Source organism: Reichenbachiella agarivorans, from assembly GCF_025502585.1.
Taxonomy (GTDB): Bacteria; Bacteroidota; Bacteroidia; order Cytophagales; family Cyclobacteriaceae; genus Reichenbachiella; species Reichenbachiella agarivorans.
In genome coordinates, this window is the sequence record NZ_CP106679.1 from 875305 (window position 1) to 899840 (window position 24536).

The window sequence follows — 24536 nt, forward strand, 5'->3', positions numbered from 1 at the left end:
AGCAGAGAAATAATTGCCGCGGCAGATGCACGGGTTCGTTCCGCCGAAGCTGGCTAAATGCTCAGTTCGCACATGCATCTATACGCCATGTTAGCGGTATTATTCACCAATCTTCAAGAGTTCGTAGGTTATGTCATTCGTTGTTGGAGCTATCGGTCCCTCTGTTCCCTCGATATAACCAGACAAGTTGAGCTTTTTGTTTGTTCGTATGTATTGCCAACGGTACTTTATTTCTAGACCAAGGTCATGAACTTCGGATACATGTCCATATTCATGAATTTCTAAAGTGTCGCCAGAGTAGAAGTAATCGATTTTGTTAGTTGATTCAAACTCGCAGCTGGACTTGCAACAAAAAAGTGGACAAATAGTTAAGCGCATTTTGAATAATTATCTTCCCCAAATTCATCGGGTGTTTTATAGCCTAGATAGGCATGTTTCCTTTTTCTATTGTACCAAACTTCAATGAATTCAAATATTTGAGTTTTAGCTTGAAGGATACTGTAGTAATTGACATGGCTGACCATTTCAGACTTGAGTATTTTGAAAAAGCTTTCAGCAACAGCATTGTCCCAACAATTCCCTTTTCTGCTCATGCTCTGCTTGACTCCCTCTCGCTTGAGATGATCAGAAAAAGCATACGCAGCATATTGCACGCCTCGATCTGAATGAAATAACAAGGCTTTAGTAATAGGTCTGTTTTTGATTGCCATTTTCCATGCAGCTAATACAGTAGCCTGTGTGGTCATCGTCGTGCTTAGTGACCAACCCACGATCTTTCGGTCGTACAAATCCATGACAATAGTGAGGTACAACCATCCTTGCTTTGTGGGAATGTAGGTGATGTCAGACACCCATTTTTGCCCTGGGCCTTCCGCATGAAAATCCCTATTCAAGTGGTTTTCAGCTAATGGGAATGAATGTTTAGAATCAGTAGTAACACCTCTGAATTTCTTGACCACAATACTTCTAATGCCTTCTGCACGCATGATTCTTGCCACTCTCTGCCTGGAAACTTTCCATCCCATATCCTGCAGGTCATCTGTGACTTTAGGGCTTCCATACCTTTGTTTACTGCTAAGATGAACCTTTTTGATGTCCTCCATGAGCTGTTTCCTTTGTTTATACCTTTTGGAAGGCTTGTGATGTAACCAACGATAGTAGCCGCTCCGACTTACCTTGAATACTCGACACATCTTCTCAACGGAATGTTTATCGTGGTTTGCCTTCATGAAGAAGAAAACTTCCCGTCGTTCTTGGAGAAGATGCTCACCGCCTTTTTTAGGATATCCCTTTCTTCCTGGGCATCTAGGAGCGCTTTGCGTAGTCTGGCTATCTCTTTTTGTTCATCAGTCATATTTGTGTTTCCCTGTCCAGAAAAACTCCCTTCCTGATATTGTTCATGTTCTCGTCTCCACCGTCTGACTAGGTCTGGTTTGATCCCCAGCTCCTCGGCTACTTCTTTGGTAGGCTTTCCTGATGAAACCAGGTTAACTACCATCATTTTAAACTCCTTATCGAAGTTCCTCCTTTCTCTTTTCATATGCAATAAATTTAACTCCTACGAGCTTAACTTACTGTCTCTTCAAATGTAGCAAGTTCAAGCGGTATTCATAGCCAATTGTATCGTTGACAAAGTTCAAGGTATCGACACAGTTAGGGAAGTCCTCAAATGGTCGGTGAATCCAAATCGTTCCGGTTAAGCTCTTAATTTCAATAACCTCTTCGGTTTCATTCGCCTCTGAAGGTTTGGTTGGTTCTGAAGTTGGTTGTTCAGCTGCGGATACTGCAGAGGTATCTTGTTGTTGGGAAGAATTGTTCTTCTCAGTTCCAGTAGAACAGCCGATGGCCGATAAAATAATGATTGATAAGATTAGGTTCTTCATGATATTACCGCTAACGCCTGTGTATAAATCGTGCGCTTTTTGGAAAGTTAATGCTTCTGATACTAAATAGCCAAATCTGTGAAATGGTCTATAATTTTTTTCTTTTCAATAGGCCAATTCGCAGAATTGGCGGGGCTTCCAAAACCGCCGCCCTTTCGTCTAGCACCGCCCGCGCATGATTTTATACACCATGTTATGCTTTTTTTCTTAGTCGGTTTATATACCCTTTTATTTGAAATATGAGTCTTGCCAAAACTAAAGTTCCTATTGTGAAAAATGCGATTGAAACTTTATTTGAAAAGTCATTCTCAACCATTTTTGAATAGCTTATTCCAATTACGAAAACTGTGACTATCAATATTAATGTAGAAAACCAAATGTTAGTTTTAGCTTGGTCATATCTGTTTTGGTTCCTAGTTTTTAAGTTAGGTTTATGGCTCGATGAGTTAATAATAACCTGTTCAAGGGAGTCGAAATTCTGAAATTCTAGATCGGAAATAGTAATCAATTGACCAGACTTGAAAGTAATATCTAGCATTCTATAGTCTCCAGCTCTAACTGTTCCCCAAAGTCTCCATGATAGCTTTTTTACTTCTGATAGCTCAAGTCTAATTATATGAAGTTTAAGAGGGTAAATAGCCGTAATTGAATTGCTGTTCAAAATTATCCATTTCGTTTTAATGGCTATAAAAAGAAGGGCTGCTGGAAAAATAAGATAGAAGCATAACATCCCTAATTGTTTAAAAGTATCTGCTTCATCAGTGAATTTGATTCCTGTTGAATAAATCAAATAACCACTTACCCAAAGGATTGATCCAAAGTAAAGAGATGTGAAAAATGATGGGATACTGATCTTCATTCAAGTCCTATAAAGCATAACGCCCATGTATGAGGCGTGTGCTCTCACTTTATGGACAGCACTAAAGTAGTGAAGTCTGCCGATGCTTCCAAAGTTTGTAGAATGCACTGCGTTCCAAAAGTCAAAAAATCCCGCGAGCTGAAGCTTCCAAACAGCACAGAACTTTCTCGGTGGCAGACTGTCCCGATGCAGTCTGTAGAAAGCACGTAAGCACATGCCTCATACATAATGTTGTGGTGCGTTTAGTTTAGAATTCTGGCATTTTCTTTAGAAGGTTTCTTCGGTCTATTCCTTCAAGTTCGGTAATGTCAATCTGCTGTTCCTCCTTCCCCTTAACTTGCCAGTTGGTATTGGTATGAATGCTTAGAATTAAATGATTCTTATTATGTTCCGATGTTGTTGGGTTGTTGAAGTTAGTCCAGATAGTTATCTCAAGCCTCATTAGGTTTTCTGGATCGCAGTTGTGTTTCAAGCAATGTTCTGGAAGCCAATCCATGTAGTCGTTCAAAAGTTGTTTGCTACTATCTGATATTGCTTCATTCGGTTCAATCGTTCCTTTCAAAAAATCGAAAGTTGCTTTTGGTTCTAGACCCAAGTTTGCAAGTTCCACCAGTACATTAAAAGACTGTTTTGGACTCTTCATATAGTCCAGACTCTGAAAGGAGTGCGCAAAGTTGTGAATTGCCGATTTGTAGTTCTTGTACTTCATGAGTTTCTATGCAGTGCTATGCACCACAACATTCGTGTATGCGGAACTTTTGTCCGCATACTTGCCTTATGGCATGAGTAAATCTAAGTTTTTTAATTTGTCGATAAGATAGCTTTTCTCACTCATGCCTCCTGCCAAATCTAACACCTCACCCTCATATCTCACCAAAAGATGGATGCTTTGTTGCACTGTTCATAGCAATATACCCAAATCTTGGTAGGTGATTTTCGTGCTTAGGGAGCCGTTTTCCTGGCTATCCGTTACTTCGACTCCTATGTAAGCTTACATCAGGTCCCAGGATAGCTTACATGGAGGCTCAAGTAAGCTATCTTGGAGGGTCATATAAGCTATCATGAAGGCTATAGTAAGCTTACTCCCAAACTACCTTAAAATACTCGTTTAGAAGGAGATAGAGCATGAAAACTATTGATCACAATTTTGTATCAAGACTTGTGGGTAAAAGCACCCATGAGCGCATAAAAAGCCAAAAGAGTCTTGTGTTTTTTTATTTCTCTTGATCAATAATTACAATTCATTTGATTTTTTATGGTCTGGTATTTTTCTTCCAATCTCAGAACTTTAGCTATAAATGATGCTGGATAGCGATAAAGCTCTACATTTGCGTTTCATTTAATATATAAGACATGAGTACCGGAACAGTAAAATTTTTCAATGACTCTAAAGGATTCGGATTCATCACTCCAGATCAAGGAGGTAAAGATGTATTTGTCCATGTAAATGGATTGACCGACGAAATAGCTGAAGGAGACAAAGTAAGCTACGACGTAGAGGAAGGAAAAAAAGGATTGAATGCAGTTAACGTAGAAGTTATCTAATTCAAGTTTTTTCCACATTGCAAGAATTGAAAGCCTGTCGTTATTGATAGGTTTTTTTATTTTATATCCCTACGCTTTAGCATTACTTCTATTTCGTTTTTTTACTAAATTCGGTGCATTATGACCGAAAAAGAACGAATCATTGCCATCTCGGATATATTGGATGGTGCCACTGCCCACATCAACATCCTGCGCAACATCGCCTGGCCCAACCAAGTTCAAACAGATTTTTTTCGGAACAAAGCCCAAAAGCTCCCAGTAGTAGTATATGCTCCATATGATGCCAAACCCGTATTGGATGAGGTCAAAAAAGCTCGAAACCTACTCTCTGGCAATGACGTCATCGACCAATGGGCAGGACGTATTGCTGATATGCTAGAAAGTAGCGCACTGTTGCTACAAACGAGAGGCACGCAGGAATTTTTCGAGCACTCCACCACCATGTACGGCAGTCCCAAAGACCTCTTGCCTGATGGTGAAAGTACGGCGCTAGATCTCGCCAACCACTTTGGGACACTGTTTGAGAACATCAAAAACTTCGACCTAGGCACACCGCCCAAAGACTCTGTCATGCCTGAATACTTGGCAAAAAAAATGAAACGAGCGGTCAAAAAAATGTTTGGGAAACTAGGTCCTAAAATAGAAATGGATGACAGCATCTCTTCCAACGCCATCGCTGGACGTAGAAGGATCGCTATCAATCCCAACGCCATCTTTAGCGACAAAGACATCAAGCAACTGATCGAGCATGAGGTGCACATCCATGTAGCTACCTCCATGAACGGCATGGCTCAGGATCAACTCAAAATCCTCGCAGCAGGGCACTCAGGGACGACAGAAACACAAGAAGGCTTGGCCGTGTTTTCTGAATTCATCACTGGATCGATAGATCTAGACAGAACCAGACGTCTGTCTGATCGTGTCATTGCCACCCAAATGGCCATAGATGGTGCAGATTTCATCCAAGTCTATCAATATTATTTAGAGAAAACAGACAATCCTGGCAAGGCCTTCGATGGTGCCAAAAGAGTCTTCCGTGGAGGTGACGTCAAAGGAAGAGCTCCCTTTACCAAAGACATTGTCTATCTACAGGGGCTAGTCAGAGTGCAAAATTTCCTAACCGTAGCGATCTCCACTGGCAAGTTTGAGTACATCAACTTGCTGTTTTGTGGCAAGCTGGATTTATCAGACATCCCTGCTCTCAAGCAACTCAACGAGATGGGGCTGATCCGTCCTCCACAATATTTGCCACCATGGATTGTTGACAAACGATACCTCCTGACTCACCTGACTTACACGTCATTCCTGAGCAACAAGGAATCGTCCGTTTTGCATGATCATTACAAGTCACTGTTGGTATAGAAAACCCTAGGGCAACTTGGCCACCAACTGCTCTGGCATCCATCGCAGTACGTGGTAGATCAGTTTCCACTTCAGTCCTGGAACAGACACAAACTGATTGCCGACATGTACTACGGCTCTGGCGATGTATGACGGCTCCAGCATCAGAGATTCGGTCAAGTCAAGACCTGCGGTCATTTTGCTACGGATATATCCCGCTACAATCACATTGACGGTGATGTTCCGATCATACAAATGCTGCCTTAGCCCCGCTAGATATTGAGTAAAGGCCGATTTGGAACTCCCATATACAAAATTGCTCTTCCGTCCTCGAACACCAGAAAGAGAAGACAAGCCTACAATTCTCTCCAAACCTACATTCTCTTGATCGGACACGATGAGATTCAATATTGATACCGCCCCACAATAATGCACATTCATCATCTGATAGGTACGATCCCAATCCAAGAGTGCCTCTTGGTTGTCTACCAGGTACCCCGCCGCGTAGAGTACAATGCTGGGTTTCGTCTTTATTCCCTGATAAAATCCCGCATGACTGGCGAAATCTACAGCATCAAAATACAGTACTTCAACTTTAGATGCGTCGAGACTTCGGTCTTGAACGAATCGATGCAAGGCATCTATGCTCCGAGATGCAGCGATTACGTGGCAACCATGCTGGAGGTATTGAACGATGGCTTCTTTGGCCACATCAGAGTTAGCTCCGAGGATAAGTACGGTTTTGGTATTCATGGAGGACTGTGGAAATATCTTTTGATCCAAAACTAACGACTCTTCGCTGAGTTGAAGACATATGGATGTAAAAATCGATAGCGACCTGTTGGTATAGGATATCATCGATAATGATAGCAAATTTGCAGTCATTGCAAAAAAGGAAGGAAGATGCATAAAAGTGTGGTGATAGGTGCAGGGATTGCTGGGCTAGCCTCAGGGATCAGGCTAGCAGCAAAGGGACATTCGGTAGATATATATGAAGCCAACAGCACTCCTGGAGGCAAAATGAGGCAGCAATTTGCACAAGGTTTTCGTTTCGACATGGGACCTTCCATCGTGACCTTACCACATCTGATTGACGAACTATTCGTCTTGCACAACAAAAACCCCAGAGATTATTTTGATTATTCTTTGCTCAACCGACCTTTCAAATATTATTATGAAGACGGTACCGTCATCTCTGCCTATGCTGATATTGAGCGGTTTGCCGAAGAGATTGAAAACAAAACCAAGGACAGCAAAAAAAGTTTTTACAAATACCTCAAAAACATCCGTAGAAAATACAGCATCACCAGACCCGTTTTCATCGAACGCTCCATTCACCGCGTCAAGGATATTCTTCATCACAACGTATTTCTTGGCATACTTCGATTCAGCAAAATCGAAGCTTTCAAAAGTATGGACAAGGCCAACAGAAACCACTTCAAAGACCCTAAATTGGTTACTTTGTTCAACAACTACGCCACCTATGTAGGCTCCAATCCCTTCGTGGCACCTGCCACCCTCAATGTGATTCAACACCTAGAGATGAGCCTAGGTATGTACCTGCCCAATCGTGGGATTTACTCGATCGTCGAAGCACTCTACCAGCTTGCAAAAGACGTAGGTGTACAATTTCATTTCAACACCAAAGTAGAGAAAATCATCACCGAAGAAAAGAAGGCAATTGGCATCATAGCCAATGGTCAAGCCCTCTCATATGACATAGTAGTTAGCAACATGGATGTTTACCTAACTTACCGTCATTTACTCCCCGACACAAATCCCCCACGACATGTCATACAGCAAGCCAAATCTAGTTCTGTGATCGCCTTCTATTGGGGAATTAATCGCGTATTCGAAGACTTGAATGTTCACAACCTGTTGTTTACTGAGAATCAAAAAGAAGAATTCCGCAGCATATACAGCGATCAAAAAATCAGCTCTGACCCCTCTCTCTATTTGTATATTTCTTCCAAGCATGTACCGACTGACGCACCGAGAGGAAAGGAAAATTGGTTTGTACTCATCACTGCGCCAAACAACCAAGGTCAAGACTGGAACTATATAGTGTCTCAGGCCCGAAAAGATGCCATAGCCAAACTCAACCGAGTCCTCAAGACTGACATCACCTCTCATATCGAGTATGAAGACCACATCGATCCCAAAAGCATCGAAACAGACCTTCTAAGTGCCTTTGGGTCAGTGTATGGCAATAGCTCCAACAGCATGTTTGCTGCCTTTCTGCGTCACGCCAACTTCTCCCGAAAGATCAAAAACCTCTACTTTGTGGGCGGCAGTGCCCACCCTGGAGCGGGCATCCCTATGTGCCTCAACTCAGCCAAAATCATGGAGCAGGTACTCAAGCAGTCCTAAAGCTGTTTTAGCACCAATCCTATCCATGATGGGAGATTTCTATTAGATTTGCGTCCTAAATTTGACAACATGACTGCAAAAAACATTACCCTCAATGATTTGCATGTTTCCCTTGGAGGAAAGATGGTTCCCTTCGCAGGCTTCAACATGCCTGTGAGATATAGCTCTGACAAAGAAGAGCACCTATGTGTAAGAGAAAATGTAGGCGTATTTGACGTCTCTCACATGGGAGAATTCCTCCTCGAAGGGCCTCACGCACTAGACCTAATCCAAAGAGTCACTAGCAACGATGCATCCAAAATCGTAGATGGCCAAGCACAATACTCCTGCCTACCCAACGAAGATAATGGGATCGTCGATGACCTGATCATATACAAAATGTCAGATGACAAGTACTTTCTAGTCGTCAATGCCTCCAACATCGAAAAAGATTGGAACTGGATCAGCCAGTACAACACCAAAGGCGTAAAGATGACCAATGTATCGGATGACTACTCGCTGTTTGCCGTACAGGGACCAAAAGCCATCTCAGCCCTACAAAAAATCACAAAAGTAGATTTGTCTGCGATTAAATTCTATCATTTCAACATAGGAGAGATAGGAGGAATTCAAGAAGTAATCATCTCTGCTACTGGATACACAGGCGCAGGAGGGTTCGAGCTCTATGTCAAAAATGCAGATGCCGAAACACTTTGGAATGCAGTATTTGCTGCTGGTGCAGAATTCGGCATCAAACCAATCGGTTTGGGTGCACGAGACACTTTGAGATTGGAGATGGGTTATTGCCTCTATGGCAATGACATAGACGACACCACTTCCCCTATCGAAGCAGGTTTAGGTTGGATCACCAAATTCACCAAAGAATTCACCAACAGTGCTGCCATTCTTAAGCAAAAAGAAGAAGGAGTAGACAAAAGACTTGTCGCCTTCATCATGGAAGACAAAGGGATTCCTAGAGGAGGGTATGAAATCCAAGATGCCAATGGCAAAGCCATCGGAAACGTGACCTCTGGTACGATGTCTCCATCTATGAATGTAGGAATCGGCATGGGCTATGTACAGACAGGCTTTCATACTATAGACAGCGAAATCTTCGTTCAGGTAAGAAATAAATCATTAAAAGCTATCATTACCAAGCTTCCACTTTATAAGAAATAGAAAATTGAATCACAGCATTGACGTATGTCTATCTCCTAACTTGATAGACCTGTATGACCTCAAGGGAAAAATTGTAGTAGTAGTGGACATACTTAGAGCCACTTCTGTCATGACCACTGCCCTGGCACATGGAGCCAAGGAAATCATCCCCGTAGAGCATCTCGATGAGGCCAAGGGGTATTTAACAAAAAAGGGATATTTGTGTGCCGCGGAGAGAGGTGGCCAACAAATAGAAGGATTTCCTCTCGACAACTCACCGTTTAGCTACATGGACGAAAGCATCGTAGGTGCATCCATTGTGATCACAACTACCAACGGTACTTTGGCAATCAAGCGATCAGAAGAAGCAGATGAAATCCTAATTGGGTCGTTTTTGAACCTATCGAGTATCGCAGATTACATCAAGATGCAAAACAAAGATGTGTTGGTACATTGTGCAGGATGGAAAGGCAAGACCAACATGGAGGATACACTCTTTGCAGGTGCATTGGTAGAAAAACTCAAACTCAGTCACCAACTGGGCTGTGACACACCTCATATGGCTCTTACCTACTGGGAAGCTGTGAAGGCGGACCTATCAGAGACCATCGCCAATTCATCTCATGCCAAGCGACTCAATGGACTGAACATCACAGAAGACATATCGTTTTGCATGCGCATAGATGAGTACCAGGTAGTCCCAAAAATGAAAGGAGACAAACTCGTCGCTGTCTAAATAGTCAGCGTCATCCGAAGGATCGTCAGGATGGCTCGGATGACGCTGACCAACTACATTTTCGTAGCAAATCAAGACCTATTGAGCCATTGGTTCATTCATTAGTTGCAAGATCTGCCTCATTATTCCTATCAAAAAGTTCAATTGGCACTATATTAGCTGCATGAATCTTCTCATGAGAAAACAAATCGTCACGACCCTTATCTTAGCATCCCTTTCGTTTTGGAGCTATGGACAAAGTACCACAGATCAAATTGAGCAAGCTTTCAATGCAGGCAGTGCCAAGGAATTGATCAAGTATTTTAACCAAGTGACAGAAGTAAAAATCAATGACGTAGGAGCCAATTATAGCAAAGCACAAGCTGAGCCCTTGCTTCGAGATTTCTTTCAACAAAACCCTCCAAACAGTTTTGAGTACATTCACAAAGGAAATTCTCCTGAAGGACTCAAGTACAACATAGGACTCTACTCCTCGCGATCCAAAAACTACCGTGTCGTTCTCCTCCTCAAAAAAGTAAAAGACGAATATGTAGTCGATACCATCAATTTCAATGAAGATTAAGACTTCAAAATACTGACACATCTCTTCAGCAGAGCCAGTTGGCAGGTTATTGAACTAATCTGACAGTATTGAAATATCCATATTGATTTGTTTTGATCAAAATTCAAAACCTGATCCTATGAATATAATTTGGTACAATTCAGAACTCAAAGCATACAGTACTGGTAGTTCTGCAGATTACATCAAACAAATCACCGCAGCCCAAAGCCCTTCTTCTCTCATCATCTTGATGAAATTCGATTCCAAATCGAAGAATCTTGCTAACAAAGTGCTGAAGCAACTCAACCTCGTAAACACTGAAATGAAAAAAACATGGTTGGTCTCGTAGTTGTCATCCTGATCATTATCTTCTTCTTATAATCTATCGTCTTACAAATTGATTTTCAGTAACTTTAATAAGAACTAACCAAAAAAGCATGAAACTCATCTGGTACAATTCGATCACCAAATGCTACGAATACGGCGACACAAAGGAGTTTAGAACGATCAAGAGCAACTTGGTAGACACCTCTACTATCACCATTTTGATGGAGTTTTCGCAAAACAACGACATGCTAGCTCAGAAAGTCATCAGCGAACTCAACATGGCAAAAAAAGAATCACTGACTGCATGATTCACAAAACACAAAAGGTCTTTTTCTCATAGCTTATCCCGTAGACGACAGGAAAGTGCTAATAATAAACCCTGACTAAACCGGTCAGGGTTTCTTTTTGTCGAAGAAAAAAGAAGGAAAGGCCTTTCGCTCTGGCAGACCCAAAACGTGAAGTTTCCACATTGACTTGAGAAACCCAAAACCATAAGCCAATAACTGAATCCAAGCTGCGGGTATAGCCATCAGTGACACTTTGAGAGAATTACCCAGTCGGATCGCGTCCACTAGCAGTAGGACCGAGTAGAGTATCAGCGGCAAGAAGAAAACCACTCGATAACACACAGCAAGTAGCACCGTGAGGCTCACTCCTATAAAAAATAGAGAGGGCAAAAAATAAACTGTTTTCTTGGTAGCAGGATACCATTTGTTCAGAATGACACGTACCACACCGAATTTATAGACTTGTTTGAGAAATTTAGAAAAATCTATTCTGCGCTTGTGAAACACCTTGGCCTGAGGGATCAATACTACCTTGAAACCTTGCTCCATGATACGAAAACTCAAATCAGGATCCTCTCCAGGGTGAATGTCCGAGAACCCACCTACTCGTGCATACACTTCCTTGGATATCCCCATGTTGAAACTCCGAGGTTGGTACTTGTCTAATTGCTTTTTGCCACCACGAATGCCCCCTGTTGTCAAGAAGGAGGTCATCGCATAATTAATGGCCTTTTGTACATCTGAGAAAGATGCATGAGCAGCATCCGGCCCTCCAAAGGCATCTGGCTGCTGGTGTGCGATCCCCCTATCCAACTGCTCAAAATAATCCTCCGGCAGTAAGCAATCCGAATCGAAAAAAAGCAAATAGTCTCCTTTGGCTTTGGTCATCCCAAAATTCCTACTATCTCCTGGTCCCGTATTCGGCTTGTAGAAATAATCAATATTCAGATCATACCCACTCATCAGATGATCACAGCGATCCGTTGATCCATCCTCCACCACAATAATCTCAATATCCTTTCGGGTTTGAACTGCCATACTATCTAGGAGTTCCTTCATCTCATGGGGACGGTTGTAAACTGGTACGATGACAGAATATTTGATCACGTTGAAGTATTTGAATAATGTATAATACTAAATCTACGACAAGGTTAATGTCAATAGTCAACACAAGCAATTTTTGATGCCTTGACCCAAAATAAACTACAGGTTTTTCAAGCTTTCAATTGCCGTTTCATAAAATCCCCTGACAGTCCGAATCTGATCTTGTATCAAATCCATTTTATTCATCTCGGAATAAAGCAGTACCGCTCCGATCCAATTGTTGCTATGCCAGTGTCCCAAAGTAGCCGAAATATCTGGTAGTTCCTTGACGGGGTATGGCCATGGTGCCACATAAAAATAGGGTTCATCATAGTGCTCATCCCCAGGGGACATCCCTATACTGATTTTTTTAGACGTATCAGGATCCCCCGTGTCTAATAAAATAATTGATCCTGCTATATCAAAATGATGGGGCCAGCATTTTATCTCAGAGACTTTCTCCTCTTTGGACAAAACCTCTGTAATAGCCAAAACCGAATTGTGATACAAACGACTCAACTCATGACTAGCCAATGGATTGACCACACCAAATGCCTCACCAGAGGCAGTAGGATAAACAGGCAGATCATAGGGATAATGTAAGTTAATTTTAGAAAAATCAGCTCCCAATTTACCTAGCTGCTGTTCTAGCCAAACCATCACATCTCTCTGTCTGCTGTCCTGCATGGAAATAGATGAAATGGTCTCAAATTGCTCATCCACCAGATAAACGATGAACTCATGTATGCTAATAGAAGATCGAAAAGTAATATCTGCATCAACCCAACGACCTACGAGACGTTGCAGTTTGGCATCCCATTCCAAATTGGCAGATTCATCACTTGGGCTCGGTGGCAAAAATGATCTGCCTACTGCTGCTACATTCTGTATCGCCTGATGACTCTGCTCTCTCGCTTGCTTGATGTCCTCCAAAGAGGGGTAGATAAACCGCTGCCAGTTCTTATTCATGGGTTCAATTGCTTTCACTCAAAATAGGGGCTTAATTTATACTAATTCCCTTTAATATTCTGAACAACTTGATGGCAGATCGATCAGTCATACCAGAAATATAATCTGTAATTAACAACATGGACTCATATGGAGTCTTTGCTTCATGATCGAGTTTGTAAATGATATCTTGAGGTAGTAGTCCAAATACACTTTTGAAACGTCCCGTGAAAGATTCCTTGCGGTAGTATTTGTTATATGTAGCCAACACAAAAGCCTCCAATAAGCCATCGATCACTTCAAAACCAGCAGCCTCTTTTTCTAAAACTTGACGACTCTGATACAGGTGTCTGATCGAAAACTTGCTGATCTCAGCCAAAACACTCGCCGAAGGAATCAAATCGGTAATTGCCTTGTCAAAGGTTCCAGCCAACATTTCTTCTTCATGGCTCAAGAATACCTCAGTACTCTCCTCAATCAACACCTGTATGGCAACAGCTCTCAGTACACCTATTTTCTCTTTGTCACTCGGTATTTTTTCAAGTTTGTCAGGCATGTACTTTTCTTTGAGAATAGCAGCCAAAAAATCTCTCGCCTCTACATAGCTCACCAAGCCTAATCCAAAGCCATCTTCCAAATCAATAATGCTGTAACAAATATCGTCTGCCGCTTCTACCAAAAATGCCAATGGATGCCTTGCCCAAACATGTTCAGTTAAGGAAATCAAACCCACACTTTCGGCCATTTCTTTGAATATGTTGCTTTCGGATTGAAAAAAACCATATTTCTTCTGACTCTTTCTAGATTTGTCTCTCCCTTCAAATGCGGCATAACAAGGATACTTGGTAAAGGCAGCCAAAGTAGCCTTGGTCAGTTTCAATCCCTGTCTTTGATTACTTGTCAACAGACGAAAACCTTGTGCATTGCCCTCAAAATGAGTCAAATCCTCCCATTCTTCCTTGGTCATTTCTTGTTTCAATTGTTGACCCATGTGATGATGCGAAAAAAAGTCAGAAATGGCAGTTTCTCCAGAATGACCGAAAGGCGGATTACCCACATCATGTGCCAATGCTGCAGCACCTACCACCGCTCCAAAATCACTAGGAGTCAGGTTTTCCAAAGTTGGGTATTTATGTAAAATCCTGGCACCAGCGTTTTTGCCCAACGAGCGACCCACACTAGACACCTCCAAGCTATGTGTCAATCTGGTATGTACAAAATCCTGATCCGGGAGAGGAAAGACTTGCGTTTTGTCCTGAAGGTTGCGAAACGGACGACTAAAGATAATTCGATCATAATCTGCCTCGAACTCGCTCCGCAAATTACCCTCGGGATGAGGCTTAGGTTTGAAATCCTCTCCCAATCGCTGAGAGGACATCAAATCATTCCAATTCATTTGGATCATGCTTTTATTTTTTAAAAACTTTAGTAGCACTGGCCTGTGCCCTTGCCAAAACCGTGGTATCGGCAAGATTAACATGAGCGGGCCTGTTCACCGCAAAATGCACCACATCGGCAATGTCTTGCGCCAGAAGAGGCAGCATCCCTTCGTACACAGCAGATGACTTTTCTTCATCTCCCTTGAATCGTACACTTGAAAACTCCGTATTAACCAAACCAGGATTGATGGACATCACACGTATGTCATGTTCTATCAACTCCATCCTCATGCTTTTGGTGATGGCATCTACCCCGAATTTGGTCGCGCAGTACACATTCCCATTTTCATAGGCTTCTTTGCCAGCAATAGACGATATATTGATTACATCACCAGATTTGGCAGCCACCATATTGGGCAAGATCGCACGAGTGACATGCAGTAGACCTTTGAGGTTAGAGTCGATCATGGCATCCCAATCAGCAATATCTCCTTCGTGCAAAGGAGCTCTACCATGAGCATTTCCTGCGTTGTTGACCAACAGGTCGACAGTTGACCAGTCCGTAGGCAAAGAAGCAACCGCATCTTGTACTGCCTTATTGTCTCCTACATCAAATGTCAGTGTTTTCACCTCAGTGATTGCCTCCAGCTCCACTCTCAATTCATCCAAGCGATTTTGTCTTCTCCCACAAATAATTAAGCGAAATTCGGGCGCAAGAGTACGTGCGATTGCTTGACCTATCCCAGAAGTAGCACCTGTCACAAAGGCTATTTTCGGTGTATTCATATTTCCATCTTTGTTGCGCTGGCAAGTTAATAAGGATAGATATAAAGCACGTGCTAAAACCAATCCCGAACCACTTTTAATAAGATACTCTCGATTCAAAGCACCAATTTGCCGCTCAAACAAAGCTCCTTAGCAATCGGTATTAAAACATATACCTTTATACAAACAACAAAATAGCTATGAAACTAAACATCATTACCCTTGGGTTATCTTTGCTTATTTTTTCATCCTGCAAAAAAGAAAAAGCAGTCATTGATTATGACAATAAGCTTAGTTCCTTTTTCCAGAGAACATTTGAAGCCAGAGTGGAAAGATCTCCAGAATTCCAAACTTCATTGGGATACAAAACCAACATGGACAAATGGGATAACAGATCTGAAAAATTTAGACTTGAGGAACTCCAAATTCAGAAAGAGCAACTGCAATGGATTAAAGACTCTATTGATTTTGAATCCCTCAATCCTGATTCTAAAATCAGCTATCGCCTATTTGTAGACAAAGCTCAAGACCAAATCGACAACTTCAAATTTAGTCTATACAACTATCCCGTCAATCAAATGTTTGGGGTACACTCAATGGTACCTAGCTTGCTGATCAATATGCACAAAATAGACAGCATCCCTGATGCTCAGGCATACATCTCTCGAATAAAAGCACTACCTGATCTATTCTCGCAATTGATTGACGAATTAAAACTTAGAGAAGAAAAAGGCATTATCCCACCCAAATTTGTATTCAGCAGAGTGATTGACGATTGTCAAAACATCATCTCTGGTTATCCATTTGTAGGGACTGATACTACCACACTGTACGAAGATTTCGTTGCTAAAATCACCAAGTTGGAATTAAAAGATTCTGCTAGTTCTGCCTTGAAAGAGCAGTTGACCACAGCATTGACAATGAATGCCAAACCTGCCTATGATTCCTTGATATCGTTCCTTAGCGATCAAATGTCAAGGGCCAACGATGAGGCTGGAGTCTGGAAGTTCCCTGAAGGAGCGGCTTTTTATCAAACAGCACTCAACCAAACCACAACCACCACGCTCACTGCAGAACAAATTCACGAAATAGGATTAAAGGAGGTTGATAGAATCCACGGGGAGATGAAAGAAATCATGTTAAAAGTAGGTTTTGAAGGAGATTTGCAGTCTTTTTTTTCCTACTTAAAGGAAGATGATCAATTTTATTACCCCAATACTGATGAAGCAAAAACCCTCTACATGGACTCTGCTACTACAATCATCAACAACATGAAAGCTCAGCTTGACAAACTTTTCATCACCAAGCCAAAAGCTGATATGATAGTCAAACGTGTAGAAGCATTCAGAGAGAAGTCAGCAGGCAAGGCATTTTATCAAAGACCCTCTAAGGATGGCAGCCGACCAGGTATTTATTATGCCAACTTGCACGACTCTCGCAACATGCCTAAGTTTGAAATGGAAGCACTCGCTTATCATGAAGGTATCCCTGGACACCATATGCAATTATCCATTGCACAAGAATTAGAGGGTATCCCTGAGTTTAGGAAATACGCTAGATACACCGCCTTTTCTGAAGGATGGGGACTCTACTGTGAGTTTATCCCCAAAGAGATGGGCATGTATAGCAACCCTTATTCAGACTATGGCCGATTAGCTATGGAGCTATGGAGAGCTTGTCGACTTGTGGTAGATACCGGTATTCATAGTAAAAAATGGACACGCGAAGAAGGTATAGAATACTATAAAAACAATACTTCTGGCACAGAGAGAGAGTGTACTAGAATGGTAGAGAGACACATAGTGATGCCTTCACAAGCTACTGCTTATAAAATTGGGATGATGAAAATTCTAGAGTTAAGAGAAATGGCGAAGGAAAAACTAGGTGAAAAGTTTGATCTCAGAGAATACCACGACGTGGTAATTACCAACGGCATGATCCCTTTGGACTTGCTGGAAGAGTTGGTCAATGACTGGATTGTATCCAAAAGTTAAGTAGGGAAATCATAAGACCATCCCATTTGTATGGTCTTATGATTTTAGATTTGAATTCAAACTGATTTGGACACTCTTCAATTCCCACAGTGTAAAACCCAAAACTACCAATACTGATACCAAAAAATACCCCATCAGCAAGAGGCTACCCTCAGCCACAAAGGCATTCAATCCAAACCAATCTCCCGACTCGGAGATCCAATACATGCCAGCAGCGCATTTGAGCAATTCTAAGTAAATCGCATACTTGTTCAAATCCATCAGGGTCGTGTAAGCATAGACGTGCAGAAACAAGATTGCCCCGTAAGCAAACAGACCTGGAAAACCAATAGCCTCAAAATTGTACAGCATAAAAAGCAACAAGAGCAACGCAATGGTCATTTGAACCCAAGACCAGGCATGTAGCCATCGAGATGCTGGTGTACTGTATTTGATCTGATCAAAAGGGTTTGTAATAACTTCTATTGGATACTTGACCGCCACATCAGCTGGTCTCCAGCCAGTAGGCTTGAACCAAATCGTGAATTTTGCCTTCCAATCCTTGGTTCGCCAAGCATCTTGGATCAAGATCCAAATGTGCTGAAAGTTGATCAAAACGGGATTCCAGGTTTGAGCAGGTTTTTTAATCCCATAGACACAAGGCACATCCTTCAATTCCTCTTGAAATGTCCCAAACATACGATCCCACCAAGGAAAGATCTGCCCCATGTTTTTATCCAAATACTCAGGGTTGATCGCATGATGAACACGATGTTGTGAAGGTGTGACGAGGATGTATTCTACCCATCCCAATTTAGGAATATGCTGCGTATGGTACCAAAACTGTAAGAACAAATGAATCGGAGCAATTGTCGCAATCACCACTGGAGACATACCTATCAAAGCGGCAGGAATTAATAAGAATGCGCCAATCGTAAAAAACTCTGAAATAGTCTGGCGCAATGCACAAGCCAAGTTGAACTCTTCACTGCTATGATGGATGACATGTTCATTCCAAAAATAGTTGACACGATGAGACAAAAAATGCTTGATATACCCTGCAAAATCAATCAACAAAAAACTAATGACATATACCAACCAAGTAGCCTCAATATGAATCAAAGCCATGTGCTCATACATCCAAGTGTAGCCAACAATGACCAAAGTCAGTCCCAATACAGTTTTGAGCAAATTGGTAATCCCCGAACTGAGGCTAGAAATAGTATCAAAACTTCTAAAGGTTTGCCTATTTACGAACCATCCATAGCTACCCTCGATGATGATGAGGACAACAAAAAATGGAATAGCAATGAGTAATACTTGGGCGTATGTAGTCATAATCTCTGCTGCTTAGTTTTCAAAAATACCGCACAACAGCTCAAAAGAAAAGATAAACGGGAGTTTTGTTATGCATGCATAACTCTTAAATACAAAGACACTATATCACCAAATCTTCAGCATATTCTTTGAGTGCTCGATTGAAAGCAACGAAGCCTTCTTCTGTCGATTTCCCAATCTTCTTCAAAATCGCTCGGCTAAAAATGCCAGAAAATCGCTCTCCATGAATAAAACGCGTTTGTCCCTCCCCCTCAGGGTAAAAATGAAAATAATGAGTCCCTGAAAATAAACGACCATGTCCCCAACTTCCCTTCCATTCAAATTTGCGTTCATCTTCTATCAAACTGACTTTGGGTTTGAAACTTGAGGCTTTACCGTTCAAGGAAACATTTACATGCAATCTATTCCCCAGCTCCGCTTCTCCTGAGACTGTCATCACTGTATTCCAATCTGGATAAGCAGAAAATAACATAAAAGCCTTCCACAATACCTCTATAGGCGCCTTTATCAAAATATTCGTTTCTATTGATTTCATATCTCACTCTTCTAGTCAACCGACCTTGAACCTAATATACCCTTGTGATAAGTTACAAAAAATAATTGAGCCAAAACCCTGCCAAATGAAACAAGTGCTTTGATTCAGGGGAGAACGCATGACTCCCGAGTCTCAAAAAATATTTTCTATCGTAAAATATCACTAGTTGCGGATCAGTGTACTTTCTATTCAACAGACAGCTCCTTGGGATGATTTCCAGACATGGTCTCCGTTTCAATATCCATCCATTTATTTGCTTTCATCGATATTTAAGCTATTTTTGCATCGAAATACCGTTTTCAAGGAGTGAGGGGACAACAGTCCCCTCTATTTTTATACTGAAAAATTAGTGAGCGAAGTAGTCAAACATATAGCGTCTTGGACAGCAGAGTGTCTTTCTGATCAGGAGGATTTGTTTTTGGTAGACATCATCCAAAAAGGGTCTGGTGCCATGAGCAAAGTCATCGTCCTATTGGATGGAGACAACGGTATATCCATTGACAAATGTGTGGAAGTAAGCAGAAGCATCTCCCGTCGTTTGGATGAGGAGTTGGAATTGCAAGAGCCACTCACATTAGAGGTTTCTTCACCAGGTCTTGACCATCCATTGAAATTGGATCGTCAATATCAAAAAAACATTGGGAAATCAGTGAAGATTACTTTACTAGATGGCTCTCAAATAGAAGGGGTTTTATCTAAGGCTGACCCAGACCATGTGGTGCTGGAGGTGCTTGTGGATAAAAAGAAAAAGATCTCTGAAAACAGAGAGCTTAAATTAAGTGAGATAAATAAAACTATTGTTCTAGTTTCATTCAAATAATAAAATGGATAGTTCTGTACTAATAGAATCATTTTCGGATTTTGCGAAAAGCAAAAATGTTGATAGACCAACAATGATCAGAATACTGGAGGATGTATTCAAAACAATGATCCGAAAGAAATTTGAATATGATGATAATTTCGACATTATCATCAACGCAGATAAAGGTGACCTTGAGATCTGGAGATTTAGAGAAATCGTAGACGACAACTCGGAAGATATCTGGGATCACGACAAGATCAGCTTGAGCGAAGCAAAGAAGATAGAACCTGATTTTGAAATTGGAGAAGAAGTAGCTGAAGAAGTAAAGCTGTTGGATTTTGGCCGTAGGATGGTCATGACAGCTCGTCAGACTTTGATCCAAAAAATCAAAGACCTTGAAAAAGACATTCTATTCCAAAAATACAAAGACCTAGTAGGTGAAATCATCGTCGGCGAGGTGTACCAGGTATTGGGTAGAGAAGTACTACTGATCGATGGAGAGGGCAATGAATTGACCATCCCTAAATCAGAGCAAATAAACAAAGACAGATACAGAAAAGGTGATTCTATCAGAGCCATCGTAGATCGCGTAGAAATCGTGAACGGTAACCCTAAGATCATCTTGTCTAGAATATCTCCGACTTTCTTGGAAAGACTGTTTGAAAGTGAAGTACCAGAAGTATATGACGGTCTGATCACCATCAAAAAAGTAGTAAGAGAACCAGGAGAAAGAGCAAAAGTAGCCGTTGAATCTTATGACGATCGTATCGACCCAGTCGGTGCCTGCGTGGGGATGAAAGGTTCTAGAATCCACAGCATAGTGAGGGAATTACAAAACGAGAATATCGATGTAATCAACTACACTGAAAACATGGATTTGTATATCTCTAGAGCACTTAGCCCTGCAAAAATCTCTAGCATTAAGATAGAGGCGGAAAGTAAAAGAGTTTCTGTATATCTGAAACCCGATCAAGTATCTCTTGCTATCGGCAAGGGAGGCCAAAACATCAAGTTGGCTAGTAGATTGGTAGATATGGAGATCGATGTGTTCAGAGAATTGGATGGTGCAGAGGACGAAGATGTGGCCTTGACCGAGTTCTCAGATGAAATCGAAGAGTGGGTAATTGAAGAATTGAGAAAAATCGGTTTGGACACTGCCAAAAGTGTATTGAACCTATCTGTCGAAGAGCTTCAAAGGAGAACCGACCTAGAAGAGGAAACAATTCAGTTCGTTCTCAACACCCTCAAGCAGGAATTTGAGCAATAATTAAGAATAAAGAATAGAAGGATAGTAAATTAGCATATGACAGAAGGTAAAATGGTTCGTCTCAATCAAGTGGCTCGTAAACTCAACGTGGGTATTGACACTGTCGTTGAATTCTTGACAGAAAAAGGACATGACGTAGAGCGTAGTCCTAACACGAAAATATCGTCTGAACAATACGATCTTCTTGCTAAAGAATATGCTGGTTCTGCTCACGAAAAAGAAGAAGCTTCTGGTTTAGTTATTGGTAACAAATCAGGAGAAAACTATGTGATCAAAGCAGGCTCGCCTGCTCCTGAAGAGAAGAAAGAGGAAGAATATTTCGTCCCTGAAAGTTCGACCCCTACAGCTCCTCCAAAAAAGGAAGAACCTAAGGAAGAAAAACCTAAAGAAGAATCTGTCATTCTTGAAAATAAGCTGCAAGGCATCAAGGTAGTTGGGAAAATTGATCTCGATCAAAACAAAAAGAAACCTACCGAAGAAGTCAAAGCTGAAGAGCCAAAAGTAGAGTCTCCTGCTCCAATCAAAGAAGAACCCAAAGCTGAAACTAAAGTAGAAGCGAAGGTAGAACCTGCAGTAAAAGCAGAACCCAAACCCGAAGCGAAAGAAGAACCTAAAGTAGAAGAAGTAAAAGCCAAAGAAGAGCCTAAAGTAGTTGCAGAGGAGAAGAAAGAGGTGAAGCCAGCCACACCTGCACCAGATGCTCCTAAAGTTGAAGAAATTAGTACGGCCTCAAAGCCCCAAGAATTCAAAACAATAGAAGCCAAGGCTGATTCACTCAGAGGACTCAAAGTACTCGGGAAAATCGAACTACCTTCTACCAACAAAAAATCTGATAAGCCTGTTGCTTCTTCTGACAAAAAAGACGCTGACAAAAAACGTCCTAGAAAACGCATCAGTAGATCAAAAACACCAGGAGGACCACAAGGACAAGGCGGTCAGGGAAATAACGCACCTCGTACGACTGGTGGGCCAGGCAATGGCAATGGTCCAAGAGGAAAATTCGGCAGCAAAGACACCAAGAAAAAGATCGTCAAGGAGGAACTGACCGACAAAGAAATTCAAGACAAGATCAAAGCAACCTTGGCCAAATTGAGCGGTGGAAAACCTAACTCAAATGTAAGCCGATCAAAATACCGTAAGGACAAAAGAAATGCAGTTGCAGAAGCCAACGAAGAAAGGCTCATGCAGGAAGAGGAAGACTCTAAAACACTAAAAGTAACAGAGTTTATCTCAGCCAATGATTTGGCTAGCTTGCTAGATGTGTCAGTCAACGAGGTAATTTCTACCTGTATGTCATTGGGTATGTTCGTATCGATCAACCAAAGATTGGATGCCGAGTCTATCACGATTATTGCTGATGAGTTTGGCTACAACGTAGAGTTCACTACCCATGATGACGATGTGGATGTCGCTGAAGAAGAAGATTCTGAAGAGTCATTGGAAGACAGAGCACCGATTGTTACGATCATGGGACACGTCGATCATGGTAAAACATCATTACTAGATTATATCCGTGACTCCAGTGTTACTTCGGGTGAAGCTGGAGGTATTACTCAACACATTGGTGCTTACGATGTAATGACACCATCTGGCAAAAGAGTGGCATTCCTAGATACTCCAGGTCACGAAGCGTTTACAGCGATGCGTGCAAGGGGAGCTAAAATCACAGATATTGTGATCATCGTAGTAGCGGCAGACGATGACGTCATGCCCCAAACCAAAGAAGCTATCAACCACGCACAGGTAGCAGGAGTTCCGATTATCATTGCGATCAACAAGGTGGATAAGCCAACGGCTAATCCTGATAAAATAAAGGAAGCACTTTCTGCAAACAATATCCTTGTAGAGGATTGGGGAGGAAAGTACCAATGTCAAGAAATTTCTGCTAAGACAGGACAAGGTATCGAAGACCTATTGGAGAAAGTATTGCTCGAAGCAGAAGTCCTTGAACTAAAAGCCAACCCCAAGAAAAAAGCAGTGGGTTCTGTCATAGAAGCAACATTGGACAAAGGTCGAGGCTATGTAACAACCATGATGGTACAAAGTGGCACGCTAGCTATAGGCGATGTAGTACTAGCAGGTTCTTACTTCGGCAAGGTCAAGGCGATGTTTGACCACACAGGTAAAAAATTGGCAAAAGCAGGGCCATCTACCCCTGTACAAATGCTAGGTCTAGATGGAGCAGCTCAAGCAGGTGACAAATTCAACGTCATGGAATCTGATAGAGATGCCCGAGAAATTGCAACCAAAAGAGAGCAGATACTGCGTGAGCAAAGTATCAGAACTAAAAAGCATATCACACTGGATGAAATCGGTAGACGTTTGGCTATTGGTTCGTTCAAGGAACTCAATGTCATCGTCAAAGGTGACGTGGATGGATCGGTAGAAGCCTTGTCTGATTCTTTGTTGAAGCTATCAACAAGCGAAGTTCAAGTCAACATCATTCACAAAGGTGTGGGTCAGATTTCTGAATCTGATGTATTGTTAGCTTCAGCATCTGATGCAGTCATCATTGGTTTCCAAGTGAGACCATCAGGCGGTGCGAAGAAAATTGCTGAGAAGGACGAAATTGAGATCAGATTGTACTCAATCATCTACGATGCGATCAACGATGTGAAAGATGCAATGGAAGGTCTGCTGGCACCAACAGTTGAAGAAATCATCACAGGTAACATTGAGGTAAGAGAGGTATTTAAAATCACTAAGGTTGGTACAGTAGCAGGATGTTATGTAACGGATGGTTATGTGAAGAGAGCCAACCATATCCGATTGATCAGAGATGGTATCGTGACCTACGAAGGTGAAATCGGTCAATTGAAACGATTCAAGGATGACGTTCAGGAAGTGAAATACAGCTACGAATGTGGTATCAGCATCAAAGGATTTAATGACATCAAAATCGGTGACGTAATCGAAGGTTACGAAACACGTGAAGTCAAAAGGTCTCTTTAACTAAAGAATAGTGGAAGCAATTGGTCACTTGGCTAATTTTCTTTTTTACTTTTCTTTATCGTGTGTCGTGATTGGATTGTTTTACAAACCATGGGTGGTACTCTGGTGGATGGATCAACAAAATCGGATGATGGTGTTGAAGTATTACGGGACGATTGGTCTCGCAAGTTTCCTAATAAAATATCTCCTCAATTGAACATAGTTTTTCTAAGAGAGGCTATATTTGCAGCTCGAAAAAAGTAGCTAAAGTGCTACACTAAGATAACTGGCCTTGTAGCTCAACTGAATAGAGCACCTGATTACGGCTCAGGAGGTTTCAGGTTTGAATCCTGACAAGGTCACAAAGGTCTGAGTAATACTCAGACCTTTTTTTGTTTCCCGATTCAATAAACCCAAAAGAGGGATCAATCTGGGAATAGAAAAGAATTCTCAAATGAGTTATTTTAAATGACCGAAACTTCTACCGCT

At 41.7% G+C, this 24536-nt stretch carries 24 protein-coding genes and 1 tRNA gene; 13 read left to right on the forward strand and 12 right to left on the reverse strand.

All coding sequences use genetic code 11. From position 1 onward, the window contains the following. Positions 1 to 368: 368 nt before the first annotated feature. The 5 genes from N6H18_RS03635 to N6H18_RS03655 all read right to left on the reverse strand — a co-directional run bounded on the left by N6H18_RS03635 (position 369) and on the right by N6H18_RS03655 (position 3451). On the reverse strand, positions 369 to 1229 hold the full coding sequence (locus N6H18_RS03635) for an IS3 family transposase (protein ID WP_262308138.1): 861 nt from the start codon (positions 1227 to 1229) through the stop codon (positions 369 to 371). Continuing rightward, a complete protein-coding gene (locus N6H18_RS03640) occupies positions 1226 to 1540 on the reverse strand; it encodes a transposase (protein ID WP_262308139.1) in 315 nt (104 codons plus the stop codon). Before N6H18_RS03640 ends, N6H18_RS03635 begins: the two co-directional genes overlap by 4 nt. Positions 1541 to 1571: 31 nt before the next feature. Next, positions 1572 to 1883: a hypothetical protein gene (locus N6H18_RS03645; protein ID WP_262310479.1), complete on the reverse strand. Its 312-nt coding sequence runs from the start codon at positions 1881 to 1883 to the stop codon at positions 1572 to 1574. Between the two features lie 193 nt (positions 1884 to 2076). After that, positions 2077 to 2742, reverse strand: a complete 666-nt coding sequence (locus tag N6H18_RS03650) for a hypothetical protein (protein ID WP_262310480.1) — start codon at positions 2740 to 2742, stop codon at positions 2077 to 2079. A gap of 247 nt (positions 2743 to 2989) precedes the next feature. Beyond that, complete coding sequence (locus N6H18_RS03655; protein WP_262310481.1) at positions 2990 to 3451, reverse strand: hypothetical protein; 462 nt, start codon at positions 3449 to 3451, stop codon at positions 2990 to 2992. A 644-nt stretch (positions 3452 to 4095) separates the two neighbouring features. Here N6H18_RS03655 and N6H18_RS03660 point away from each other — a divergent pair. After that, entirely contained in the window at positions 4096 to 4287 is a 192-nt protein-coding gene (locus N6H18_RS03660) for a cold-shock protein (RefSeq protein WP_262310482.1), read from the forward strand. A gap of 120 nt (positions 4288 to 4407) precedes the next feature. Next, positions 4408 to 5649, forward strand: coding sequence for a flavohemoglobin expression-modulating QEGLA motif protein (locus N6H18_RS03665; RefSeq protein ID WP_262310483.1), 1242 nt, complete (start codon positions 4408 to 4410; stop codon positions 5647 to 5649). A gap of 6 nt (positions 5650 to 5655) precedes the next feature. On the opposite strand, the gene N6H18_RS03670 is transcribed toward N6H18_RS03665, so the two are convergent. Next, on the reverse strand, positions 5656 to 6381 hold the full coding sequence (locus N6H18_RS03670; RefSeq protein ID WP_262310484.1) for an SDR family NAD(P)-dependent oxidoreductase: 726 nt from the start codon (positions 6379 to 6381) through the stop codon (positions 5656 to 5658). Positions 6382 to 6531: 150 nt separating this feature from the next. Here N6H18_RS03670 and crtD point away from each other — a divergent pair, with 150 nt between their 5' ends. The 6 genes from crtD (at position 6532) to N6H18_RS03700 (ending at position 11047) form a co-directional block, all read left to right on the forward strand. Further along, a complete protein-coding gene (gene crtD, locus N6H18_RS03675) occupies positions 6532 to 7998 on the forward strand; it encodes a 1-hydroxycarotenoid 3,4-desaturase CrtD (RefSeq protein WP_262310485.1) in 1467 nt (488 codons plus the stop codon). Positions 7999 to 8067: 69 nt separating this feature from the next. Continuing rightward, positions 8068 to 9156, forward strand: a complete 1089-nt coding sequence (gcvT, locus tag N6H18_RS03680; protein WP_262310486.1) for a glycine cleavage system aminomethyltransferase GcvT — start codon at positions 8068 to 8070, stop codon at positions 9154 to 9156. Between the two features lie 4 nt (positions 9157 to 9160). Further along, the gene (locus N6H18_RS03685) at positions 9161 to 9871 is read left to right on the forward strand and encodes a 2-phosphosulfolactate phosphatase (RefSeq protein ID WP_262310487.1); all 711 of its coding nucleotides are present in this window, start codon (positions 9161 to 9163) and stop codon (positions 9869 to 9871) included. 175 nt (positions 9872 to 10046) lie between these two features. Continuing rightward, positions 10047 to 10433, forward strand: coding sequence for a DUF4783 domain-containing protein (locus N6H18_RS03690; RefSeq protein ID WP_262310488.1), 387 nt, complete (start codon positions 10047 to 10049; stop codon positions 10431 to 10433). A gap of 118 nt (positions 10434 to 10551) precedes the next feature. Next, the gene (locus N6H18_RS03695) at positions 10552 to 10761 is read left to right on the forward strand and encodes a hypothetical protein (protein WP_262310489.1); all 210 of its coding nucleotides are present in this window, start codon (positions 10552 to 10554) and stop codon (positions 10759 to 10761) included. 88 nt (positions 10762 to 10849) lie between these two features. Then, positions 10850 to 11047 carry a hypothetical protein gene (locus tag N6H18_RS03700; protein ID WP_262310490.1) on the forward strand — a complete coding sequence of 66 codons (198 nt, stop codon included), beginning with the start codon at positions 10850 to 10852 and terminating at the stop codon, positions 11045 to 11047. A gap of 84 nt (positions 11048 to 11131) precedes the next feature. Here N6H18_RS03700 and N6H18_RS03705 read toward each other — a convergent pair whose 3' ends face one another. From N6H18_RS03705 to N6H18_RS03720, 4 genes are all read right to left on the reverse strand, one after another. Beyond that, positions 11132 to 12133, reverse strand: a complete 1002-nt coding sequence (locus N6H18_RS03705) for a glycosyltransferase (RefSeq protein WP_262310491.1) — start codon at positions 12131 to 12133, stop codon at positions 11132 to 11134. A 96-nt stretch (positions 12134 to 12229) separates the two neighbouring features. Then, on the reverse strand, positions 12230 to 13078 hold the full coding sequence (locus N6H18_RS03710; RefSeq protein WP_262310492.1) for a hypothetical protein: 849 nt from the start codon (positions 13076 to 13078) through the stop codon (positions 12230 to 12232). Between the two features lie 31 nt (positions 13079 to 13109). Then, on the reverse strand, positions 13110 to 14462 hold the full coding sequence (locus N6H18_RS03715; protein ID WP_316044829.1) for a deoxyguanosinetriphosphate triphosphohydrolase: 1353 nt from the start codon (positions 14460 to 14462) through the stop codon (positions 13110 to 13112). 4 nt (positions 14463 to 14466) lie between these two features. Beyond that, positions 14467 to 15222, reverse strand: a complete 756-nt coding sequence (locus tag N6H18_RS03720; protein WP_262310493.1) for an SDR family NAD(P)-dependent oxidoreductase — start codon at positions 15220 to 15222, stop codon at positions 14467 to 14469. 179 nt (positions 15223 to 15401) lie between these two features. On the opposite strand from N6H18_RS03720, the gene N6H18_RS03725 reads away from it, so the two are divergent. Next, a complete protein-coding gene (locus tag N6H18_RS03725; RefSeq protein WP_262310494.1) occupies positions 15402 to 17195 on the forward strand; it encodes a DUF885 domain-containing protein in 1794 nt (597 codons plus the stop codon). 36 nt (positions 17196 to 17231) lie between these two features. On the opposite strand, the gene N6H18_RS03730 is transcribed toward N6H18_RS03725, so the two are convergent. Together N6H18_RS03730 and N6H18_RS03735 are read right to left on the reverse strand one after the other, a co-directional pair. Continuing rightward, entirely contained in the window at positions 17232 to 18512 is a 1281-nt protein-coding gene (locus N6H18_RS03730; protein ID WP_262310495.1) for a sterol desaturase family protein, read from the reverse strand. A gap of 100 nt (positions 18513 to 18612) precedes the next feature. After that, entirely contained in the window at positions 18613 to 19047 is a 435-nt protein-coding gene (locus N6H18_RS03735) for an SRPBCC domain-containing protein (protein WP_262310496.1), read from the reverse strand. A 349-nt stretch (positions 19048 to 19396) separates the two neighbouring features. Between N6H18_RS03735 and N6H18_RS03740 the strand changes: the two genes are divergently transcribed. The 4 genes from N6H18_RS03740 (at position 19397) to N6H18_RS03755 (ending at position 24409) form a co-directional block, all read left to right on the forward strand. Beyond that, a complete protein-coding gene (locus N6H18_RS03740; RefSeq protein WP_262310497.1) occupies positions 19397 to 19867 on the forward strand; it encodes a ribosome maturation factor RimP in 471 nt (156 codons plus the stop codon). Positions 19868 to 19871: 4 nt separating this feature from the next. Next, positions 19872 to 21116 carry a transcription termination factor NusA gene (nusA, locus tag N6H18_RS03745; protein ID WP_262310498.1) on the forward strand — a complete coding sequence of 415 codons (1245 nt, stop codon included), beginning with the start codon at positions 19872 to 19874 and terminating at the stop codon, positions 21114 to 21116. A gap of 36 nt (positions 21117 to 21152) precedes the next feature. Further along, positions 21153 to 24068, forward strand: coding sequence for a translation initiation factor IF-2 (gene infB, locus N6H18_RS03750; protein WP_262310499.1), 2916 nt, complete (start codon positions 21153 to 21155; stop codon positions 24066 to 24068). Positions 24069 to 24335: 267 nt separating this feature from the next. Further along, positions 24336 to 24409, forward strand: a tRNA-Arg gene (locus N6H18_RS03755). Positions 24410 to 24536 lie beyond the last annotated feature (127 nt).

Excerpts from the sequence above, each read along its gene's own strand:
- N6H18_RS03635 (WP_262308138.1), bottom strand. The coding sequence starts at position 1,229 with ATGAAGGCAAACCACGATAAACATTCCGTTGAGAAGATGTGTCGAGTA.
- N6H18_RS03640 (WP_262308139.1), bottom strand. The coding sequence starts at position 1,540 with ATGAAAAGAGAAAGGAGGAACTTCGATAAGGAGTTTAAAATGATGGTA.
- N6H18_RS03645 (WP_262310479.1), bottom strand. The coding sequence starts at position 1,883 with ATGAAGAACCTAATCTTATCAATCATTATTTTATCGGCCATCGGCTGT.
- N6H18_RS03650 (WP_262310480.1), bottom strand. The coding sequence starts at position 2,742 with ATGAAGATCAGTATCCCATCATTTTTCACATCTCTTTACTTTGGATCA.
- N6H18_RS03655 (WP_262310481.1), bottom strand. The coding sequence starts at position 3,451 with ATGAAGTACAAGAACTACAAATCGGCAATTCACAACTTTGCGCACTCC.
- N6H18_RS03660 (WP_262310482.1), top strand. The coding sequence starts at position 4,096 with ATGAGTACCGGAACAGTAAAATTTTTCAATGACTCTAAAGGATTCGGA.
- N6H18_RS03665 (WP_262310483.1), top strand. The coding sequence starts at position 4,408 with ATGACCGAAAAAGAACGAATCATTGCCATCTCGGATATATTGGATGGT.
- N6H18_RS03670 (WP_262310484.1), bottom strand. The coding sequence starts at position 6,381 with ATGAATACCAAAACCGTACTTATCCTCGGAGCTAACTCTGATGTGGCC.
- crtD (WP_262310485.1), top strand. The coding sequence starts at position 6,532 with ATGCATAAAAGTGTGGTGATAGGTGCAGGGATTGCTGGGCTAGCCTCA.
- gcvT (WP_262310486.1), top strand. The coding sequence starts at position 8,068 with ATGACTGCAAAAAACATTACCCTCAATGATTTGCATGTTTCCCTTGGA.
- N6H18_RS03690 (WP_262310488.1), top strand. The coding sequence starts at position 10,047 with ATGAGAAAACAAATCGTCACGACCCTTATCTTAGCATCCCTTTCGTTT.
- N6H18_RS03695 (WP_262310489.1), top strand. The coding sequence starts at position 10,552 with ATGAATATAATTTGGTACAATTCAGAACTCAAAGCATACAGTACTGGT.
- N6H18_RS03700 (WP_262310490.1), top strand. The coding sequence starts at position 10,850 with ATGAAACTCATCTGGTACAATTCGATCACCAAATGCTACGAATACGGC.
- N6H18_RS03710 (WP_262310492.1), bottom strand. The coding sequence starts at position 13,078 with ATGAATAAGAACTGGCAGCGGTTTATCTACCCCTCTTTGGAGGACATC.
- N6H18_RS03715 (WP_316044829.1), bottom strand. The coding sequence starts at position 14,462 with ATGATCCAAATGAATTGGAATGATTTGATGTCCTCTCAGCGATTGGGA.
- N6H18_RS03720 (WP_262310493.1), bottom strand. The coding sequence starts at position 15,222 with ATGAATACACCGAAAATAGCCTTTGTGACAGGTGCTACTTCTGGGATA.
- N6H18_RS03725 (WP_262310494.1), top strand. The coding sequence starts at position 15,402 with ATGAAACTAAACATCATTACCCTTGGGTTATCTTTGCTTATTTTTTCA.
- N6H18_RS03730 (WP_262310495.1), bottom strand. The coding sequence starts at position 18,512 with ATGACTACATACGCCCAAGTATTACTCATTGCTATTCCATTTTTTGTT.
- N6H18_RS03735 (WP_262310496.1), bottom strand. The coding sequence starts at position 19,047 with ATGAAATCAATAGAAACGAATATTTTGATAAAGGCGCCTATAGAGGTA.
- nusA (WP_262310498.1), top strand. The coding sequence starts at position 19,872 with ATGGATAGTTCTGTACTAATAGAATCATTTTCGGATTTTGCGAAAAGC.
- infB (WP_262310499.1), top strand. The coding sequence starts at position 21,153 with ATGACAGAAGGTAAAATGGTTCGTCTCAATCAAGTGGCTCGTAAACTC.